Origin of the sequence: Streptomyces sp. TP-A0356 (genome assembly GCF_001417775.1) — a bacterium.
Taxonomy (GTDB): Bacteria; Actinomycetota; Actinomycetes; order Streptomycetales; family Streptomycetaceae; genus Streptomyces.
In genome coordinates this window covers 90,202-109,552 of sequence record NZ_BBZJ01000019.1, presented here as the reverse complement: position 1 = coordinate 109,552, position 19,351 = coordinate 90,202, and the positions used below count along the sequence as shown (strand labels likewise).

Genomic DNA, 19,351 nt, shown 5'->3' with positions numbered 1-19,351 from the left:
GGAGCACGTCACGCCGTCGTACGGGGTGGAGCGGGGCGGTGGACCTGGCGGGTCGGGCCCGCACGGGGCCACTCGCGGGCATGCCGACGGCACGGCCGCCCCGGAGGGTTCCCGTGGCGGCCGTGCGCATGGCGGCGAACCCGCCCGATGTCCGGTGCGTTCAGCTCCTTCTGGCCGCCGCCTCCCACCAGAAGCCGCTCTCCAGCCCGAGCGCCGCCGTCCGGTCCAGATGGCCGGAGTCCCGCAGCAGCCGTGCCGCGGCCGTCAGCAAATCCGGTTCGTGGGCGGACAGCCGGCCGGCGACGTCCAGCGCCGTCGCGAGGGCGGAGCCGTCCTCCGTGACCCGGTCCACGACGCCGTGACCCGCTCCTTCCCGGGCGCTGATCCGCTCACCGGTCAGCAGCATCCTGGCCGCCACGCCGCGTCCCGCCCTGCGCATCAGCGAATGCACCGCACCGCCGCCGGGGACGGCGCCGATGCCCAGCTCCGGCAGGCCGAACAGCGCGCTGCCGCCGGCGATCACCAGGTCGCAGGCGAGGGCCAGTTCCAGTCCGCCGCCGAGCGCGTATCCCTCGACGGCGGCGAGCACGGGGAAGGGGATCCGGTGGAGGGCGGAGAACACGGCGGTGAAGTGCGACCGGCGCTCGGCGCGCAGGGAGAGGTCTCCCCATGCGGGCTCCTTGGTGTCCGCGCCGCTGCAGAAGGAACGCCCGGCGCCCGTGAGGAGGAGGCAGCGCGGGCGGTCCTGCGCACCGGCCCCCGCCAACTCGTCCAGGTGCCCGGCCAGTCGGCTCAGCAGAGCCGTCGACAGGGCGTTGTGACGGTCGGGGCGGTTCAGGGTGAGGATGGCCACCGCGCCTCCCTCGGTGAGGATCACCGGCCCGTCGTCGGTCGTCACATCGCCTCCCTCTCCGCCGTCGTCCAGGTGCCGCCGCGGGGTATCGGGCGCCGGGCGCGGTCGGGGGGGCCGTACGCCTGGAACAGCTCCTTGCGGCCGGACACCCCGACCTTGCGGAAGACCCGGCTGACGTAGTTCTTGACGGTCTGGCGGGTGAGGAAGAGTTCCTGGGCGATCTCCTCGTTGGACCGGCGTGTCAGCAGCAGCTGCAGGACCTGCTCCTCACGGTTGCTCAGCTTCGGCGGCCGCTGTTCGGTCCAGGACCGCTCGGCCGGCGCCTCCGGCTCCCGGAAGTCCTCGCCGTCGTCGCCGAGATGCCAGAAGCCGCGCCCGCTGAGCACGTCGTACAGGCCCTTCACGATGTTCTCCGGCGGGCACGAGTCATGGACGAATGCCGCTGCTCCGCCCCGGATCGAATCCGCCACGGACTGCGGGGTGTTGTCACGGCTGTACATCACCACGCGTGTGTTCCACGCGGAGAGACTGTTTCTCAGGAATTCCTGGCAGCCGTACCACTGCTCGTACTGGACAAGAAGAATGTCGGGCCTTGTGCTCCTTATCAATGGAACCGCGTCGGCGAGACGCAGGGCACTGCCGGTCACCGCGATTCCGGGATTGTCCCGGAAGAGATCGAGCAATGCCTTACGAATCAGCGGGGACGAGTGAAGTATGAACAGGCTGCACCTTGCTTTTCCAGTCACGTGAGATACCTCTGTACTCAACCGCTTGGTGCACTGCCGTGACAGGGCGCGGCTCCACCCGAGCACGTTCAGCTCTTTCTGAATCCGCTAGAAATCGCGCGCAAGAGTGGCGGCAGGCGACCGTCCCAGCCGCTGCCGTGGGTCCAAAGTGACCACAGAACAGGCGATACAGGCCTTGCGATCGCCGATCAACTGCCGCCCCGGGCCGGGGAGACACGGCCCGATCCCGCAATGCCCGCCATTATCGACGGGTCGGTGAAACAGGGGTTCGCCGCTCTCCGCCATGTCGACGCCTGTGCAGTGACACGCCTTTCGAGCGAAGACATCGAATGCCCCTCTTCCCATTACATCGCTCCCCTGCCGCCAGCGTAGCAGTGCGTTTCGACGAACAGGCAGGGCCCTTTCGGCCATTCGCGACCGAATCAAATGAGGGATACAGGAGGGGTTTCCATGAGAGTGACTGTATTACTAATATCGGAAACGAAAGATACTTCGCCGCCGTCGAACGCATTCGGGCAACTTCCGTCAGGCCGAAGAGGGCCGAGCCGTGCGCTGCGCCGCCGCTCGGCCCCCCGCGGGACCTGATCTGGCGGGAACCGACCGCCCGGCCCGTCCGTCGCCTCGGGGCGCCAGGTGCCCGGGGACGTGGCCGTGGCGGGCTGGACCCCTGGAAGAGATGGGCCGGCACATGGCACGCCTCCTGATCGGCCGGCTCGACGACGAGACCGTCGCGGAACCAAAGGTGATCCTCCGCCCGGAACCGGTCATACGCCGGTCGTCCTGACACCGCGCACCCCCGCGCTCCACGTTAAGCCCGCCTTAATAGATCTTTATGCAACACCTATGGCGAAAGAACCGCAGGTCAGAGTAATTGCCGTCCGCGCGTCTCCGGTTGGCCCGGCGTGGTGTCGTGCATAGGATCGGGCCCCGTCCGCGAGACCGCCACGACGTGAGAGCGCTCTCTGACGTTCCTCGCGCGTCCGCCGACGCCCACTCCCCCACTTCACAGACAAGGCACCCCCACCATGGCCGCTCATCGCGCACGCCGACTGTCGCTCGGCGGGCTCGTGCTCCTGATCGCCGCCGCCTGTACCACCGCGCTCCTGATGTCGGCGACGGGTCCCATCGCCTCGAAGGCCAACGCCGCGATCGGCGCGCAGACCTGGTCCGACGAATTCGACGGCCCCGCCGGCACCGCGCCGGACTCCTCCAAGTGGACGCTGGAGACCGGTGGTTCGGGCAATGGCAACCACGAGCTGCAGTACTACACGAACAGCACCAGCAACGCCTCGATGGACGGCCAGGGGCATCTGGTCATCACCGCCCGCAAGAACACGGACCCCGGCCTCAACTGCTGGAACGGACCGTGCCAGTACACCTCGGCGCGGCTGAACACGGCCAGGTCCTTCACCCAGGCGTACGGCCACTTCGAGGCCCGTATCAAGATCCCGCGCGGTCAGGGTGTGTGGCCCGCCTTCTGGATGATGGGTGACGACATCGGCAGCGTCGGCTGGCCCAACAACGGCGAAATCGACGTCATGGAGAACATCGGCAAGGAGCCGGGAACCGTCCACGGCACCATCCACGGCCCCGGCTACTCCGGATCCGGCGGCCTCGGCGCCGGATACACCCTGCCCGGCGGCAAGGCGTTCGCGGACGACTTCCACGTCTTCGCCGTCGACTGGAGCCCCAACTCGATCACCTGGTCGGTGGACGGCACGGCGTACGAGACCCGCACACCGGCCGACGCCGGCAGCAACAAGTGGGTCTTCAACCACCCCTTCTTCGTCATCCTCAATCTGGCGGTCGGGGGCGACTGGCCGGGCGGCCCGGACGGGTCCACGTCCTTCCCGGGGACCATGACCGTCGACTACGTCCGCGCCTCGGCCTGGAACGACGCGCCCTCCGGGACGGACAGGAGCGGCGCGATCACGGGAATCGGCGGCATGTGCGCCGACGTGGCCGGCGCCTCGAACGCCGACGGGACCCCCATCCAGCTGCACAACTGCACCGGCAACGCGGCCCAGCACTGGACGTCGGGCCCCGACGGCACCGTACGGGCCCTCGGCAAGTGCCTGGACGTCGCGGGTGGCGCCACCGCCGACGGTGCGGCTGTCCAGCTCTACACCTGCAACGGCACCCGGGCCCAGCAGTGGACGTACACCGCCGCCCATGACCTGACCAACGTCGGCGCGGACAAGTGCCTGGACACCAAGGACAACTCCTCGGCCGACGGCACCCGGCTCCAGATCTGGACGTGCACCGGAGGCGCCAACCAGAAGTGGACCATCGGCTGATCCCGACCGCGCCCGAAGCGGCGGACCCCCGCCCCGTCCTTTCCGCCACCCCCCTGAAGGAAGCAGCACACCATGACGCCGCGCCACCACCGACCGATGTCACGCCGAAAGTTCCTCGCCGCGTCCGCCGGCGCGGCCCTCGCCGCCCCCGCAGTGGCGTGGTGGCTTGAGTCCAGCGCCAACGCGTCCACCGTGGCGACCCTTCCGCTGGACCTGGTCAACACCACCGGCAGCAGCACCGTGTACGCCTATGTGCTGGGCCGTGACCCCGCGGCGGGCGGTAACTGGGCCTTCGTCCAGGCCGATGGCTCCACCCTCCACCACCCGCCGTCTCCGGCGAACGACCAGACGCCGTTGGCTGTCGACTGTGCCATCGCACTCAACGCGCCGGGGGCCGGCCCTCGCAGGGTGACCCTGCCGCATCTGGACAGCGGACGGATCTACTTCTCCGTGGGGGACAAGCTCACCTTCCTGATGAATCGGGGCGGCGGCCTGGCGCTTCCCTCGGTGAGCAACCCCTCCGATCCCAACGCGGCGATCCGGCACGACTTCTGCGAGTTCACCTTCAACGACGACCAGCTGTACGCCAACATCACCTTCGTCGACATGGTCAGCCTCCCGATCGCCTTCCGGCTGGAGACCGCCGAGGGCACCCAGACGGTGCGCGGACTGCCGTCCGACGGCCTGTCGCGCGTCGCCGGCGCGCTGCGTGCCCAGTCGGCGGCCGACGGCAGCGACTGGAGCCGGCTGATCGTCAGCAAGAACGGCGCGGACCTGCGGGTCCTCAGCCCCAACCTGGCCATCCGTGCGAACTCGTCCCTGTTCGCCGGCTACTTCGAGAGCTATGTCGACCAGGTGTGGAGCAAGTACCGCTCCACCGACCTGCGGATCGACACCCAGTTCACCTGGGGCACCGCCGTCGGCCGGGTGACCGGCGACACCCTGGCCTTCCCCGGGATCGGCAGCTTCGCCAAGCCCTCCACCCTGGCGATCTTCTCCTGCAGCGACGCGCCCTTCACGACGGGCAACGACGTCATGGGCAACCTCAGCGCGAGGCTGGCCGCCGCCTTCAACCGGACCACCCTGCTGGACAACCCGAACCAGCCGGACGCAGAGGACCCGGCCGCCTTCTACACCCGGCCCCGGACCAATCACTACGCCCGCATCCTGCACTCCACCACCCCGGACCGACTCGGATACGCGTTCCCGTACGACGACGTGCACCCGGCCGGAGTGGACTTCGAGGGCAAGGTGCAGTCGGGGACCCCCTCCCGCTTCACCATCACCGTCGGTGGTCTGTAGGACCCCGCCGAGGCACCCCGCCGGCGACCGGCACATCAGTGATTTGAGTGAATCCGGGTAGTCGGGAGGGATACGGGACCAGCCGCGGCCGGTACCGCCGACGGCTGGTCGCACCGGCGCCGGGAGGTGTGAGCGGATGACGGTGAAGCTGAACGCGAAGGCGTTCGACCACGCAAAGAAGCTGATCGAAGACGACCGCATCGTCCTCGACGACCGGGACGAGTGGAGCGAGCACCAGCCCTCGGCGGCGGCTGAGAACGCCTACATCGAGAAGCACGGACTCGACGAGTACGCCCGGTGGTACCTGGGGATCGACGACGCCATGGGGGAGGACACGAAGGGCAGGTACAAGTTCCCCTACGGCGATTTCGAGCGCCTCCATCGCTGCGGCGTCCTCTCGGCCGAGGTACGCGCCGCGCAACAGAAGTACACGGACATCGAGCAGGCCGCCGCACATCTGCACGGAATGCTGGACGGAAGGCGGGCCGAGGCCAAGGGCCGCTAGGTGTGTTGTTCCAGGAGGTCAGGGCCCTTCTGACGACGTCACCCGATGGCGTCCGGCTCCCTGGGGAGCTGGACGCCATCACCATTTCAACCGACCGCTCCGTGCCCGGTCCGAGGGCTGCTGTGGGAGGGATGGCGTTCGGCCGACACTCCCCCGCCCACCGCCGAGATCCGCATCGCAGGCAAGATGGTCACCGGCGTTCTCGCCGCAAGCTCCGACAGCGACCCAGAGAGTGACCTTGACGACCGACAACGAAGAGCGGGCTCCGCGTTCTGCGGGTCGGATCCGGACAGCTCCCGCACGGGAACCGATGGTCGTCGCGCCGCCGCGGCCACGCGCAGCCGTATGGATGTCCGCGGTGGGCATCGCACTGTTCGGGCTGGTGGGCGCGAGTGCGCCCAATCACAACACGCTCAGGGCACCGATCCCCTGGCTTCGCCTGCCCGCCATGTCCGACACGGTCTCCCAGGCGGTCACCTGCGCGGCCATAGTGCTGTCGTGCCTTGGCGCACTCGGCATGCTCAACGCCCATGGCCGCGGCTGGCGTCCCGACTCACGGCTCCTCTTCGGCGCCGGTGCGCTCGCCGTCCTCGTCGTCGCCAATCTGACTCCGGTCGGCTCCTCCGACACGGCCAGTTACGCCGCGTACGGCCGTATCGCCGCGCTCGGCGGTGATCCGTATGTGACGACGCCCGCCCAGCTGGGAGGGGCCTACGGCCATCTGGTGAGCGAGGGGTGGCGGAGCACGCCCTCCGTGTACGGACCGATCGCGACCTGGTGGCAGGCCGCCGCGGCGGTCGTGGGCGGTGATCGGCCGTGGCTGACGATCTGGGCGCTGATGCTGGCGAACGCCGCCGCGTTCCTGGGCACCGGCCATCTGCTGATGCGCACCGCCGAGGATCCGGTCCGGGCCGGCCTGCTGTGGACCGCCAACCCGCTCCTGATCGGCGTGCTGGTCGCGGGTGGGCACCTGGACACCCTCGTCGCCTGCCTGGCCGTCTGCGCGATCCACTTCGTTCACCGGGCCGCCCGATGGCACCACGACCTGATCGCCGGAGGACTGGTCGGCCTGGCCTGCGGTGTCAAGATCAGCACCATTCTGCTCGGTGTCGGACTGGCCTGGCCGATGCTGCGTTCGGGCGCCTGGGGACGAGCTGCCCGGGTGACGTGCGCGGCCCTGCTGACGCCGGCCCTCCTCTACGGCGTCTACGGCCTGCACGCCCTCGCCCCGCTCTCCGCGGCCTCGCATCTGGTCTCCGAACCCTCGTTGTGGGCGGTGTTCGACCGGTTCGGTACCGCGTCCCTCGGCCATCGTGCGGCCGAGACGGCCACCAGTGTCCTGTGGCCCCTCCTGATGCTCGCGCTGGCGTGGGCGCTGCGCCGTCGCGTCCCGGCGGGCACCCCCGCTGTCGTCGCCGTACCGTTCGCGCTCACCTTCGCCTGGGTCCTCGCGGCACCGTGGACGATGCCCTGGTACACGGCTCTCGCCTGGGCGCTGGCGGCCTTGTTCCGCCAAGGCCGCCTCACCCAGTACCTCGTCGTGACCACCGCCGTCCTGGCCCTGTCCCACAACAGCGGCGGTCACGGCTGGACCCTGTGAAGGGTGTTCCGGTCCGGACGCACCGGTATTCCTGCGGCCGCGGGAACCCTTGACAGCAGGAGGCGAAGGGGCGAACGTTCCCGGAAGTACGGACAGTTGACCACGCTGTCATCCCTCGACCCGCTCCGCTCCGTACCATCCCGCCGCACCACCCGCCATCGCCTGCAGCCGGGCACGGCCCGGCGCACACAGGCGCCGGACAACGTTGTCAACCGCCCGTGCGAAGTTCCCTCGTCCAGGTCGATCATCCTGCCCGTCGAAGGGAAGAGTCATCACGATGGCAAGACCGACAAGTCCGGGAAGACGGCACGGATTCGGTTCGTTCCTGCCCCAAGTCCTCCCGCGGTTCCGCCCTCTGTCCGTCCTGACCGCCGGTGCCCTGGTGGTGGCCACCGCCTCCGCCCCGGCCATCGCCGCGGCCCCCGCGCCCGCGCTGGTCACCGATCCCGCTTCCCTCGTCAACCCGTTCATCGGGACGACGCACGCCGCCGACGACTTCCCCGGGGCCGACATGCCGTTCGGGATGGTCCAGTGGAGCCCCGACACCCCGCACCGGCCCTACGGCGGCGGATACGAGTACAACGACTCCTCCATCACCGGGTTCAGCCTGACCCACATCGCGGGGCCGGGCTGCCGCGCCGCCGGTGACATCCCGGTCCTGCCGACCGTGGGTGCGGTCGACACCGGCGCCACGGACGGCTTCTCGCACAGGAACGAGTCCGCCACCCCCGGCTCGTACACCGTGTCGCTGGACAACGGCGTCAAGACGGAGCTGACCGCGACAACCCGCAGCGGCATGGCGCGGTTCACCTTCCCCTCCAGCAGCCAGGCGAATCTGATCCTGAAGCTGACGGGCAGCCAGAGTGGCGACTCCAACACGCAGTTCACCGTGGTGAACAGCACCGAAGTGAGCGGTCAGGTCACCAGCGGCAACTTCTGCGGCGCCGGCAACTCCTACACCGTCTACTTCGACATGGTCTTCGACCGGCCGTTCAGCCACAGCGGCACGGCGGCGGCCGTGGCCCCGCAGCCCTCGCCCACGACCGGCGTCTCGCCCGACACCCCCGAGGCGCCGAACAAGCCGGTGCTGCACGGTGCCACTCCCCGTACGGCACACACCTTCACCCCGCAGGCGAGCGGGTCCGACGGCTATGTCACGTTCGACACCACCGGAAACCGGGTCGTCCAGGCCAAGGTGGGCATCTCGTACGTGTCGGTCGCCGACGCGGCGGGCAACCGCACGGCGGAGAACGCCGGCTGGAATCTCGGCGGCGTGCGGGGCGCGGCGCTGAGCGCCTGGAACTCCCTGCTCGGCCGGGTGCGGATCGCCGGCGGCACGCCCGGTGAGCAGACCGTCTTCTACACAGCGCTCTACCACGCGCTGCTGCATCCGAACGTCATCAGTGACAGCAACGGCCGGTACCCGGGCTTCGACGGCAGGACACACACCGTCGACCCGGGCCACGGCGCCGCCTACGCCAACTACTCGGGCTGGGACACCTACCGCTCACAGGCCCAGCTCGAAGCCCTCGTCGCCCCACAGGTCGCCTCCGACACCGCGCAGTCGATGGTCGACGACTACCGCCAGACCGGACAGTTCCCCAAGTGGTCGGAGAACAACGGCGAGACCTACATCATGGTCGGCGATCCGGCCGACGAGATCATCGCCGGCTACTACGCCTTCGGCGCCAGGGACTTCGACACGACCACCGCACTCAGGGGCATGGTCGCGGAGGCCACCCACAGCAACAACAACCGGCCAGGGCTCGACTACCTGGAGCAGTTGGGTTGGCTGCCCAGCAACGGCCGTTACGGCTGCTGCAACTACTACGGCCCGGCGTCCACCACGCTCGAGTACGACTCGGCCGACTTCGCCGTCTCCGCCCTGGCCGGGGCCCTCGGTGACACCGCTGATCAGCGCCGGCTCGTGAACCGCGCGCAGAACTGGCGCAACCTCTTCGACTTCGGCAGCGGATTCATCCAGCCGCGCGACGCCTCGGGCACCTGGACCGCGGGGTTCTCGCCGACCTCCGGCAAGAACTTCGTCGAGGGGGACTCCTGGCAGTACACCCCCATGGTGCCGTTCAACCTGCACGGGCTGGCCACCGCCATGGGCGGCGACCCGGTCATGGCCAGGTTTCTCGACACGGACCTGTCCTCGCTGACCGGCGGCAGCGGGCACACCGACCTCGGCAACGAGCCCAGCCTGAACATCCCCTGGGAGTACGACTACATAGGCCGCCCGTACCGTACGCAGAAGATCGTCCGGCAGATCCAGGACCAGATCTGGACCGCGAGCCCGTCCGGGCTGGCGGGCAACGACGATCTGGGCGAGATGAGCTCGTGGTACGTGTGGTCCGCCCTCGGCATGTATCCGGAGACCCCCGGCACCGCCGACCTGGCACTGGGCAGTCCCCTCTTCACCCAGGCGGTGATCACCCTCCCGTCCGGCAGGACCCTCACGATCAACGGCGTCAACGCCGCGGACAACGCTCCCTACGTACGGTCGGCCACCTGGAACGGCTCGGCGTGGGACAAGGCGCACGCGCCGGCCGGCGCCATCAGCGAGGGTGGCACGCTCACCTACGAACTCGGTACCTCCCCCAACACCTCCTGGGCCTCGGCCGCCTCCGCGGCGCCGCCCTCGTACCCGGGGTCGCCCACCTACACCGGCATCGGGACCTCCCCCGACTCCGCCACCTCGTCGGCCAACTTCGACGGCGCGGGTCACAGCTACTCCGCGAACGCCCTGTCCACCGCGGGAGTCACTCCCGGATCGAAGATCACCGCCAACGGCGTCACGTTCACCTGGCCCGACGCGGCGACCGGCACGCCCGACAACTACGAGGCGAACGGGCAGAGCGTACGGGCGTCGGGCTCCGGCGCCATCTCCTTCCTGGGCGCCGCCAACAACGGCCCCTCCTCCGGCACCGCGATCGTCACCTACACGGACGGCACCACCCAGTCGGTCACCGTCCGCCTCTCCGACTGGACACTGAACGGCGGCGGTACCTCGCCGGTCTCGGGCAACACCGTCGCGGTGACCGCGCCCTACCGCAACCACGCCGGCTCCGCCTCCGACGACGTCAAGACGTATGTGTTCGCCACGACGCCCGTGGCGCTGGCTGCGGGCAAGACGGTCAGCGGCGTGCGGCTGCCGTCCGACGTCGGCACCGGAGGACTGCACGTCTTCGCGATCGGCTTCGGCACCGGGAGCGCCACCGGTCCGGCCACCGGGCCCATCGTCTCGGGTGTCTCGGCCGGTCTGTGCGTCGACGATCGCCGCAGTGCGACGGCCGAAGGCAATCCCCTCCAGATCTACGCCTGCAACGGGACCGGCGCCCAGCAATGGACGGTCGAGCCGGACGGCACCCTTCGCGTGCTCGGCGGCTGTATGGACGTCACCGACTCCGGTACGGCCGACGGCACTCCGGTCCAGTGGTACACGTGCAACGGCACCGGCGCCCAGCAGTGGCGCGTCGGCGCCCGCGACTCCCTCGTGAACCCCGCGTCCGGCAAGTGCCTGGACGACCCGGGCTCGTCCACCACCTGGGGCACACAGCTTCAGCTGCATACCTGCAACGGCACCGGCGCCCAGCGCTGGACACTTCCGTAGCACGGATCCAGCAGGGGGCACGGTCACGGGGTCGGCTCCGGAGGGGGCCGACCCCGCTCGACGGGCCGAGAGGCGTGCCGCGCGGGATGTTCGGCCACTGGGGTGGTTCATGGGCGACGCGCCGCGGCTCGTCCACCAGATGATCAAGGGTGATCGGTCCTCGAGGCCATGATGTGCGTGCCGCTCTCGCGGTCAGCTTCCCGGGCGCCGCATGTGCCAGGTCGTGATATGCCACCGGCACTGCCCGGCAGGCTTCCCCCACGCCGCAACACAAGGAACCTCTCTATGGGCTCACGCCTCAGGCGCGGTTTGGCGATCACCGCGCTCACCGCTCTCCCCGGCACATTGTGTTCCGCAATGCCGGCCCACGCCGCGCTGCCGTCGCCGGTCGCGCACGCGTACGTCGTCTCCTCCGCCGCGATCGGCTCGATCGTCGCCGTGGGACCCGTACCGGTCTCCGACTACCCGCCCGGTGGTACGACGACCCAGGCGGGCATCAACGCCGGGCCGTTCCTCACCAGCTCCACCCTGACCGCCATCACCGCCGGCGACCCCGCAGCGGGGACGTCCAGCGCCTCGGCCACCGTGCAGACCATCGACGCCAACTTCGGCTCGATCGGCGCCATGAGCCTCGTCGGTGTCCGCTCCACCTGCAACGCGACCCCCAACGGGGCCACAGGCTCGGGCGTGATCTCCTCGGGCCAGGCCACGGTCCCCGCGCAGTCACCTGTCGCCCTCCAGGCGAACGCGGCACCCAACACCGTCGTGAACGTGCCCAACCTCGGCACCGTCACGCTCAACGAACAGACGACGGACCCGAACGGCATCCTCACCGTCAACGCGGTCCATCTGAAGCTGCTGCAGCAGTTCAACTCAGCCGATGTCATCGTCGGCCATGTCCAGTGCGGAGGCGCGGCCCCGGCACCGACGGTCACCAAGACGACGGCCCAGGAAGACTCATTCGTCCTGGGCCAGACGCTGCACTACACGGTCACCGTACGGAACAACGGCACGGAGCCGCTGACCAACCTCCAGGTCACCGACAACGGTCCCGGCTCGCCGACGGTCACCTGCCCCGCCGGACCGCTGGTCCCCGGCGCCACCGTGCCGTGCACCGCCACGTACACCGCGACCGCCGCGGACGTCGCCGCGGGGCGCATCGTCGACACCGCGACAGTGACGGCCACTCTTCCGGACGGCGGGGTCGTCACCTCCACCAGCCCCCAGCTGGTCGTCCCGCTCAGAGCGCTGACCATCACGAAGAAGCCGACCGAAGCCGACTTCCACGGCGCCGGTCAGACGCTGCACTACACCTACACCGTCACCAACACCGGCCAGGCGCAGATCAACAACGTCACCGTGACGGACCTGACCCCCGGCGTCAACGTCTCCGGCTGCGGCACCAACCAGCTCGCGCCGGGCCAGAGCACCACCTGCCAGGCCACCTACGTCACCACGGCGGCCGACGTCCAGGCCGGCTCGGTCACCGACCAGGGCTCGGTCACTGCCACCACCCCCGGCGGCGCGTCGGTGAGCGCGACCAGCAACCAGGTCAGCACACTGCTGACGGCACGGGCCGGTCTCAGCGCCCGTCTGAGCGTCAGCGAGCGCCGGTTCAGCAGGGCGGGCCAGCAGCTGCACGTCAGCCTCCGGATCACCAACACCGGTGGGCTGCCGATCAGCTCCCTCCAGGCGGCCGTCGGCTCACTGGCCCTGAGCTGCCCGACGACCACGCTGGCGCCTGGCGCGTCCGTGACCTGTACCGCCATCTACACCACCACCAGTGCGGACGTCAGTGCCGGAAGGATCGCCTTCGTCGTCGGGGTCACCGGCACGGCCTCCGACGGCACCGCGGTGACCGTCACCAGCAACAGGGTGACGATCTTGCGGGATCCGTGTGGCGACGACAGGCGTAGCGACGGGTGCAGGGACGACAAGCACTCCGGCAAGGACCCCAAGAAGAAGCCGGGCAAGGGCCACCGAGCCATGTACTAGATCCGTCCTGGAAGGATCCGGCAGGAACGACCCACGGGAGACCGCGGCTTCGCAGGAAGCGGCGGTCTCCCCGTCCGTGGAGGCGATACCGCAGCGCTCACCTGCGGTTTCGTCCGGGGGGTGTATCTACGGCTTTGCTGTATCTTGTATAGGACTCGCCGTAATTTGCGCCGCTGGGAAGTGGTCCACGTGGCGGACGATCACGACAGCAACACGAGGGTCGCGCGCAGCCGTGAACGATTCCTGTCGGGTGAGCCCGCAGGCGTCGGGGTGCGCAGCGCGATCCTGTCCTCGTGGAGCCGCTGCCGGTCCCTGGGCCTTGACCCGGGAGGCGTCGGATCGACGTACCAGGGAGAACCCGACCTGGATACGGATCTCTTCCGCGCGGCGCAGCCGGTGCTCGATGACCTGGCAGTCGCTATCGCGGGTACCTGGGCGACCGTGACCCTCACCGACAGTGAGGGTGTAGTGCTCAGGTGCGTGGCGGGACAACCACAGGTCGCCCGCTATCTCGAGGAGGTCGGTGGCAGCGCACCCGGCTTCAGCTTCCACGAATCACTCGCCGGCACCAATTCCATAGGCCTCGCGCTCATGGAGCGGTCCATCGGTCGCGTACGCGGTCATGAGCACTTCGCCGACGCATGGGTGGTCGAAGGCTGCGTGGCCGTTCCGGTGCACGACCCGCTGAGCGGACGGATCGTCGGCGTCCTGGACCTCGCATCCCGGCAATCGGAATTCACGGCGGCGCTGGAGACCATGGGCCGTAAGGCAGCCCCGGTGGTCGAACAGAGGCTGCTGGCGCAGAAGACCGATCGCGAGCGTGCCCTGCTGGACGCCTACCTCAAGGCCACACGCCGTGCCCGGACACCTGGACCGGATGGAAGGCACATCAGCATCGGTGTCCCGACCGCGGAGACGCTGGGGGGCACCGACCGTCTCATCCTGGAGGAGAAGGCGGCGGACCTCATCGCCGCGGGCCACCGGGCTGCCATCACGGTGCCCCTGCATGGCGGCCGGTTCGCCACACTCCTGGCCCAGCCGGTGACGGACGGGCTGGAAGGCGTCGCGGTGGAGGCGGTACTGCCTGCCGACACCCCCTTGATCACCACGGGTGAGGTGCCCCGTTCGGCTGCGACGGACTCGGGCATGGGGAGGCACCGAACCGGTGCGCCCCCTGGCCCCGGGCCTGCCGCCGACACCGCGCCTCCGGCAGCGGCCGAGAAGGACGGGCAGCGCTCCCGGTGGCTCCTGGCGATCGGAGAACCGGGCGTGGGCAGGTTCGCCCTCGCGGCGCGACGCCGCCTGGAGCTCCTGCGTGAGTCCAGCCGCCGCATCGGCACCACCCTGGATGTGACCCGGACCGCCGAAGAGCTGACCGAGGTGCTGATCCAGGAGTTCGCCGATGTGGTCACCGTCGACCTCTACCCCGAGGTGCTCCGCGGGGACGAGCCCTCGGCCGCCAGCGCGCGGATGCAACGTGCCGCAGTCGGCGGGGGAGACGACACTCCGTTCTGCGGGGTGGGCGAGCAGGTCGCCTTCGCCGCCACGACACCACAGGCCAGATGCCTCGCCAGTGGGGAGCCGGCGATGGAGCCGGATGTGCAGGCGTCAGGCATGTGGATGGCCCAGGACCCGGTATGGGCCGCGGAAACCCTCGACCGGGGGCTCCGCTCCCTCATAGCCGTCCCACTGAGCGCCCGCGGAGTGGCCCTGGGGGTGGCCACCTTCTACCGCTCGAAGAAGTCCGTCCCCTTCGAAGACGACGACCTCTCCCTCGCCTCGGAGCTGGTCGCCTTCGCCTCCCTCTGCATCGACAACGCGCGCCGTTACACCCGTGAGCACACCGCGGCCCTGACCCTCCAGCGCAGCCTGCTTCCACGGGCCCTGCCCGAACAGAACGCACTCGAGGTCGCTCACCGTTACCTGCCGTCGCAGGCCGGGGTCGGGGGTGACTGGTTCGACGTCATACCCCTGTCGGGGGCCCGCGTCGCCCTGGTCGTCGGCGATGTGGTCGGCCACGGCGTCCAGGCCGCAGCCACCATGGGGCGCATGCGCACCGCAGTGCACAACTTCTCGTCCTTCGAGCTCGCTCCCGACCAGCTCCTCAGCCGCCTCGACGACCTGGTCGACCAGATGGCCAGGGAGGAGAGCGACGCCGATGTGTTCATCGGAGCCACGTGCCTGTACGCGGTCTACGACCCGACCACCCGCCGGTGCAGCATGGCCCGGGCAGGACACCTCCCGCCGGCGCTCATCGGCCCCGACGGGACGGTCACCTTCCCCGAACTCCCCGCCGCGCCGCCGCTCGGCCTGGGAGGGTTTCCCTTCGAAACGGTCGAGATCGACCTGCCGGACGCCGGCCAACTGGTCTTCTTCACGGATGGGCTCGTCGAGGACCGCGAACGGTCCATCGAGACCGCGCTGGAGGACCTGCGCCGCATCCTCGCCCACCCTGGCCGGTCGCCGGAGGAAACCTGCAAGGCAGTCATCGAAGGTCTGCCGTCCGCCCTGCCGAGCGAGGACGACGTCACCCTGCTCGTCGTACGTCCCAAGGGTCTCGATCCCCTCGACATCGCCTGCTGGGACGATCTTCCCGCCGACCCGGCCATCGTGTCCGACATGCGGGTCGCGGTCACCGAGCGACTCACGCTCTGGGAACTGCACGACATCTGCTTCCCGACCGAAGTGATCCTGAGCGAGCTGCTGACCAACGCCATCCGCCATGCCACCGGTCCCCTCCAGGTGCGGATGCTGCGCGACCGGACGCTCATCTGCGAGGTCTGCGACACCAGCAGCACCTCGCCACATCTGCGCCAAGCCGCTGCAACCGACGAAGGCGGCCGTGGCCTGTTCCTCGTCGCCCAGCTCGCCCAGCGCTGGGGTACCCGCTACACCCCGCACGGCAAGGTCATCTGGGCCGAGCAGCCGCTGTCGCGTGGCTGACAGGCGTTCCGGACTCCTCGCGACGGTGTACGTGTGGAGCGGGGCCGGAAGGCATCGACCCGGCAGACGCCGGTGGCTGACGACGGGAGGTCACGCTGTGCGGCAGCAGTACGACTTCATCATCGTCGGCGGAGGTTCCGCCGGTTGCGCTGTCGCGGCGCGGTTGAGTGCCGACCCCGCCCACCGGGTCCTGGTGCTCGAAGCCGGGCGGCCCGACTACCCGTGGGACGTCCTGATCCAGATGCCCGCGGCCCTGACCTTCCCCGTCGGGAACCGGTTCTACGACTGGAAGTACGAGTCCGAGCCGGAACCGTTCATGCACGGGCGGCGGATCCAGCACGCGCGAGGCAGAGTCCTCGGCGGCTCCAGCAGCATCAACGGCATGATCTTCCAACGGGGAAACCCCCTGGACTACGAGCGCTGGAGCGCCGATCCGGGCATGAAGGCCTGGGACCACGCGCACTGCCTGCCGTACTTCAAGCGGATGGAGAACTGCCTCAGCGAGCCGGAGGAGGTCTTCCGCGGCCATCACGGGCCCCTCGTCCTGGAACGCGGACCAGCCACCAATCCGCTGTTCAGCGCCTTCTTCGAAGCCGTGCAGCAGGCGGGCTACCCACTGACCGACGACCTGAACGGCTACCGCCAGGAGGGCTTCGCCCCCTTCGACCGCAACGTGCACCGCGGGCGCCGGCTCAGCGCGGCCCGTGCCTACCTGCACCCCGCCATGAGCCGCCCGAATCTGGAGGTGCGCACCCGGACGCTGGTCACCCGGATCATGTTCGAGGGCCATCGTGCCGTGGGCGTGGAGTACACACGCGGACACGGCGTGCGGCGCGTCCGCGGCGGCGAGGTGATCCTTTGCGGCGGCGTGATCAACACGCCCCAACTGCTCCAGCTCTCCGGGGTGGGCAACGCCGACGAGCTCAGGTCACTGGGCATCGACCCCGTGCACGACCTGCCCGGCGTGGGCGAGAACCTCCAGGACCACCTGGAGGTCTACGTGCAGCACGGCAGCAGGCAGCCGGTGTCGCTGCAGCCCGCCCTCAGGCTGTGGCGACGCCCCTTGATCTGGGCCGAGTGGCTGTTCCTGCGCAAGGGCCCCGGGGCCACGAACCACTTCGAGGCCGGTGGCTTCGTACGGAGCAACGAAGACGTCGCCTGGCCCAACGTGATGCTCCACTTCCTCCCGGCCGCCATCCGCTACGACGGGTCCTGCCGGACGGGCGGACACGGCTACCAGGTGCACGTCGGCCCCATGTACTCGGACGCGCGGGGATCAGTCAAGATCAGGACACGCGATCCGCGCGCGCACCCGGCGCTGCGGTTCAACTACCTGTCGACCGCCCAGGACCGCAGGGAGTGGGTCGAGGCGATCCACATCGCCCGAGGCATTCTCGGCCGGCCCGCCTTCGAGGAGTTCAGCAGCGGTGAACTGTCCCCGGGGCCCTCGGTCGAGACCGACGAGCAGATTCTGGACTGGGTCGCCCGCGACGGCGAGACCGCACTCCATCCGGCGTGCACCTGCAAGATGGGCACCGACGAGTCATCGGTGGTCGACCCGGACACGATGCAGGTGCACGGCTTGGCGGGAATCCATGTCGTGGACGCCTCCGCGATGCCGTACGTGACCAACGGCAACATCTACGCACCGGTGATGATGCTCGCCGAGAAGTCTGCCGACATCATCCTCGGAAACACGCCACTGGCCCCGGACCCGGCCGACTTCTACCACCACTGCCGCACCGGCTGAGGGCGGCCCGGCCGCCGCCGGTCACGAACGTGCCGAGACCACACCGCTGTGGCAGACATGGCGATAGCGGAGGTACAGCAAGCCACCGACGGCGGTGACGACGGCGGTGAGGAGGATGGCGCCCCACCGGTAGTACCAGGGCCCACCGGGGTACACGGCGGCCCGTGGCCAGGCCAGGTTGACGGTCATGGCCGCGCCGTACAGCACTGCGACGACGTTCACGGCCAGGCCCCAGCGACCCATGGTGAAGTGCGGCCCATGGTCCGCCCGCGGCCAGTCGCCACGCAGCCGGCGCACCAGCATGGGCCCGGTGACCATCAGATACGGGATGTAGAACAGGATGACGGCGACCGAGGTCAGGGTGTAGAAGACGTGCCGGTTGCCGATGTTGACCACCAGGAGCGCGATCGTCAGTGCGCCGGTGAGAACGGCCGGTACGACCGGGGTCCTGGAACGAGGGGAGACCCGGGCCAGGGCCTTGCCGAAGGGCAGCCGGCCGTCGCGGGCCATGGAGAACAGCAGGCGGATGGCGGCGGTCTGCACGGCGAGGCAGCAGGCGGTGACGGCGATCGCCGCGCACACCAGGAACGCGTCGCCGATCCCGGTGCCGAGCGTCGACTTGACCAGGTAGGGCATGCCGAGGGTGCCCAGTTGCCGCGCGGTGATGTCGCGGACCGCCATCAGGGCGACGAGCATCAGCAGCCCGCCGACGAGGAACGCGGCCGTGAGGGCCCGCAGGATGGCACGGGGCGCGTGACGTCTCGGCCCCATCGTCTCCTCCGCGAGCGATCCGGCGGTGTCGAAGCCGTAGAGGACGTAGGCGCTCATGAGGGAGGCGAGCAGGAAGGCGCCGAGATAGCCCGAGGAGTGGCCGGCACCCGTGCCCCCCGTCTCCAGGACAACCTGTGGTCCCCGCTTGATGTGCACGGCCAGCATGACGATGAGAAGGGTCACGCCGATCATCTCGGCGGCCACGCCCACGTTGTTCATCTTCGCCGTCAGCCGTACTCCGGCGATGTTGACGAGCGTGGTGAGGACGACCAGTCCGAGCGCGAGCACGATCGCGTTCCCGGCGCCATTGGGGGTCGAGGTCGTACCCGCGTCCGCGGGGCCGCCGATGATCTGAAAGGCCGATGTGATCTGCGGCAGGATGACCTGGTAGGCGACGGCCACCGCAGCCGCCGTCGCCACCGCGCCGATGGCCATGATCCAACCCGACAGCCACGAGACGGCGGGCCGGGCGATGTGCTTGGACCACTGATACACCGAACCCGCCAGCGGGAACTGCCCGGCCATCTCGGCGAAACACAGGGCTACGGCGAGTTGCCCCAGGAACACCAGCGGCCACGTCCAGATCGAGGCAGGCCCACCGGAGGCGAAGCCGAAGCCGAAGAGCTGGAACACGCCGGTCATGACCGAGATGAAGCTGAAGCCGGCGGCAAAACTGGACGCCGGTCCGAGGCAGCGCGCCAACTCCTGTCGGTAGCCGAACCGCTTCAGATCCACGCCGTCGTCGCCGGGCGGCTCGGGAAGATGGAGCCCAAGACCCCTTCTGGTGCGCATGGCCGCTCCATGGTTCCCAGCGGAACACTGCAGGCCGGGGTATTCCCGCAGGCCAGATTACCGTCTCGGCCTCGTGGTGCGAAGGCTCCACGGATCCGGCCGAGCAACGTGCCGCCCCGTTCCCGAGGCAGACGACGACCTCCGGATCCGCCCACCGAACTGCGCGTTTGCCAGATCAGCG

11 protein-coding genes are annotated in these 19,351 nt (G+C 69.5%); 8 read left to right on the top strand and 3 right to left on the bottom strand.

All coding sequences use genetic code 11. The features are described 5' to 3' along the window. Positions 1 to 160: 160 nt before the first annotated feature. Together ASC56_RS17395 and ASC56_RS37260 are read right to left on the bottom strand one after the other, a co-directional pair. Entirely contained in the window at positions 161 to 898 is a 738-nt protein-coding gene (locus ASC56_RS17395) for an enoyl-CoA hydratase/isomerase family protein (protein WP_055492347.1), read from the bottom strand. Continuing rightward, positions 895 to 1,353, bottom strand: a complete 459-nt coding sequence (locus ASC56_RS37260; RefSeq protein WP_234376996.1) for a response regulator transcription factor — start codon at positions 1,351 to 1,353, stop codon at positions 895 to 897. The genes ASC56_RS17395 and ASC56_RS37260 overlap by 4 nt, the downstream gene beginning before the upstream one ends. Positions 1,354 to 2,624: 1,271 nt before the next feature. On the opposite strand from ASC56_RS37260, the gene ASC56_RS17385 reads away from it, so the two are divergent. The 8 genes from ASC56_RS17385 (at position 2,625) to betA (ending at position 17,607) form a co-directional block, all read left to right on the top strand. After that, positions 2,625 to 3,896, top strand: a complete 1,272-nt coding sequence (locus tag ASC56_RS17385) for a glycoside hydrolase family 16 protein (protein ID WP_055492346.1) — start codon at positions 2,625 to 2,627, stop codon at positions 3,894 to 3,896. 96 nt (positions 3,897 to 3,992) lie between these two features. Beyond that, on the top strand, positions 3,993 to 5,198 hold the full coding sequence (locus tag ASC56_RS17380; protein WP_063784979.1) for a beta-1,3-glucanase family protein: 1,206 nt from the start codon (positions 3,993 to 3,995) through the stop codon (positions 5,196 to 5,198). A gap of 136 nt (positions 5,199 to 5,334) precedes the next feature. Beyond that, positions 5,335 to 5,703 (top strand): hypothetical protein, encoded by a 369-nt coding sequence (locus ASC56_RS17375; RefSeq protein ID WP_055492345.1) that lies wholly within the window; start codon positions 5,335 to 5,337, stop codon positions 5,701 to 5,703. Between the two features lie 358 nt (positions 5,704 to 6,061). Continuing rightward, on the top strand, positions 6,062 to 7,303 hold the full coding sequence (locus tag ASC56_RS17370; RefSeq protein ID WP_055492344.1) for a hypothetical protein: 1,242 nt from the start codon (positions 6,062 to 6,064) through the stop codon (positions 7,301 to 7,303). A gap of 277 nt (positions 7,304 to 7,580) precedes the next feature. Next, positions 7,581 to 10,919: a lectin gene (locus ASC56_RS17365; RefSeq protein WP_079102571.1), complete on the top strand. Its 3,339-nt coding sequence runs from the start codon at positions 7,581 to 7,583 to the stop codon at positions 10,917 to 10,919. A gap of 357 nt (positions 10,920 to 11,276) precedes the next feature. Continuing rightward, positions 11,277 to 12,914 carry a choice-of-anchor P family protein gene (locus tag ASC56_RS17360; protein WP_055492343.1) on the top strand — a complete coding sequence of 546 codons (1,638 nt, stop codon included), beginning with the start codon at positions 11,277 to 11,279 and terminating at the stop codon, positions 12,912 to 12,914. Positions 12,915 to 13,103: 189 nt separating this feature from the next. Then, a complete protein-coding gene (locus ASC56_RS17355) occupies positions 13,104 to 15,857 on the top strand; it encodes a SpoIIE family protein phosphatase (protein ID WP_234376982.1) in 2,754 nt (917 codons plus the stop codon). Positions 15,858 to 15,954: 97 nt separating this feature from the next. After that, complete coding sequence (gene betA, locus ASC56_RS17350; RefSeq protein ID WP_055492341.1) at positions 15,955 to 17,607, top strand: choline dehydrogenase; 1,653 nt, start codon at positions 15,955 to 15,957, stop codon at positions 17,605 to 17,607. A 21-nt stretch (positions 17,608 to 17,628) separates the two neighbouring features. Here the strand turns inward: betA and ASC56_RS17345 are convergent, their stop codons facing one another. Continuing rightward, positions 17,629 to 19,170 (bottom strand): amino acid permease, encoded by a 1,542-nt coding sequence (locus tag ASC56_RS17345; RefSeq protein ID WP_055492340.1) that lies wholly within the window; start codon positions 19,168 to 19,170, stop codon positions 17,629 to 17,631. Positions 19,171 to 19,351: the final 181 nt, after the last annotated feature.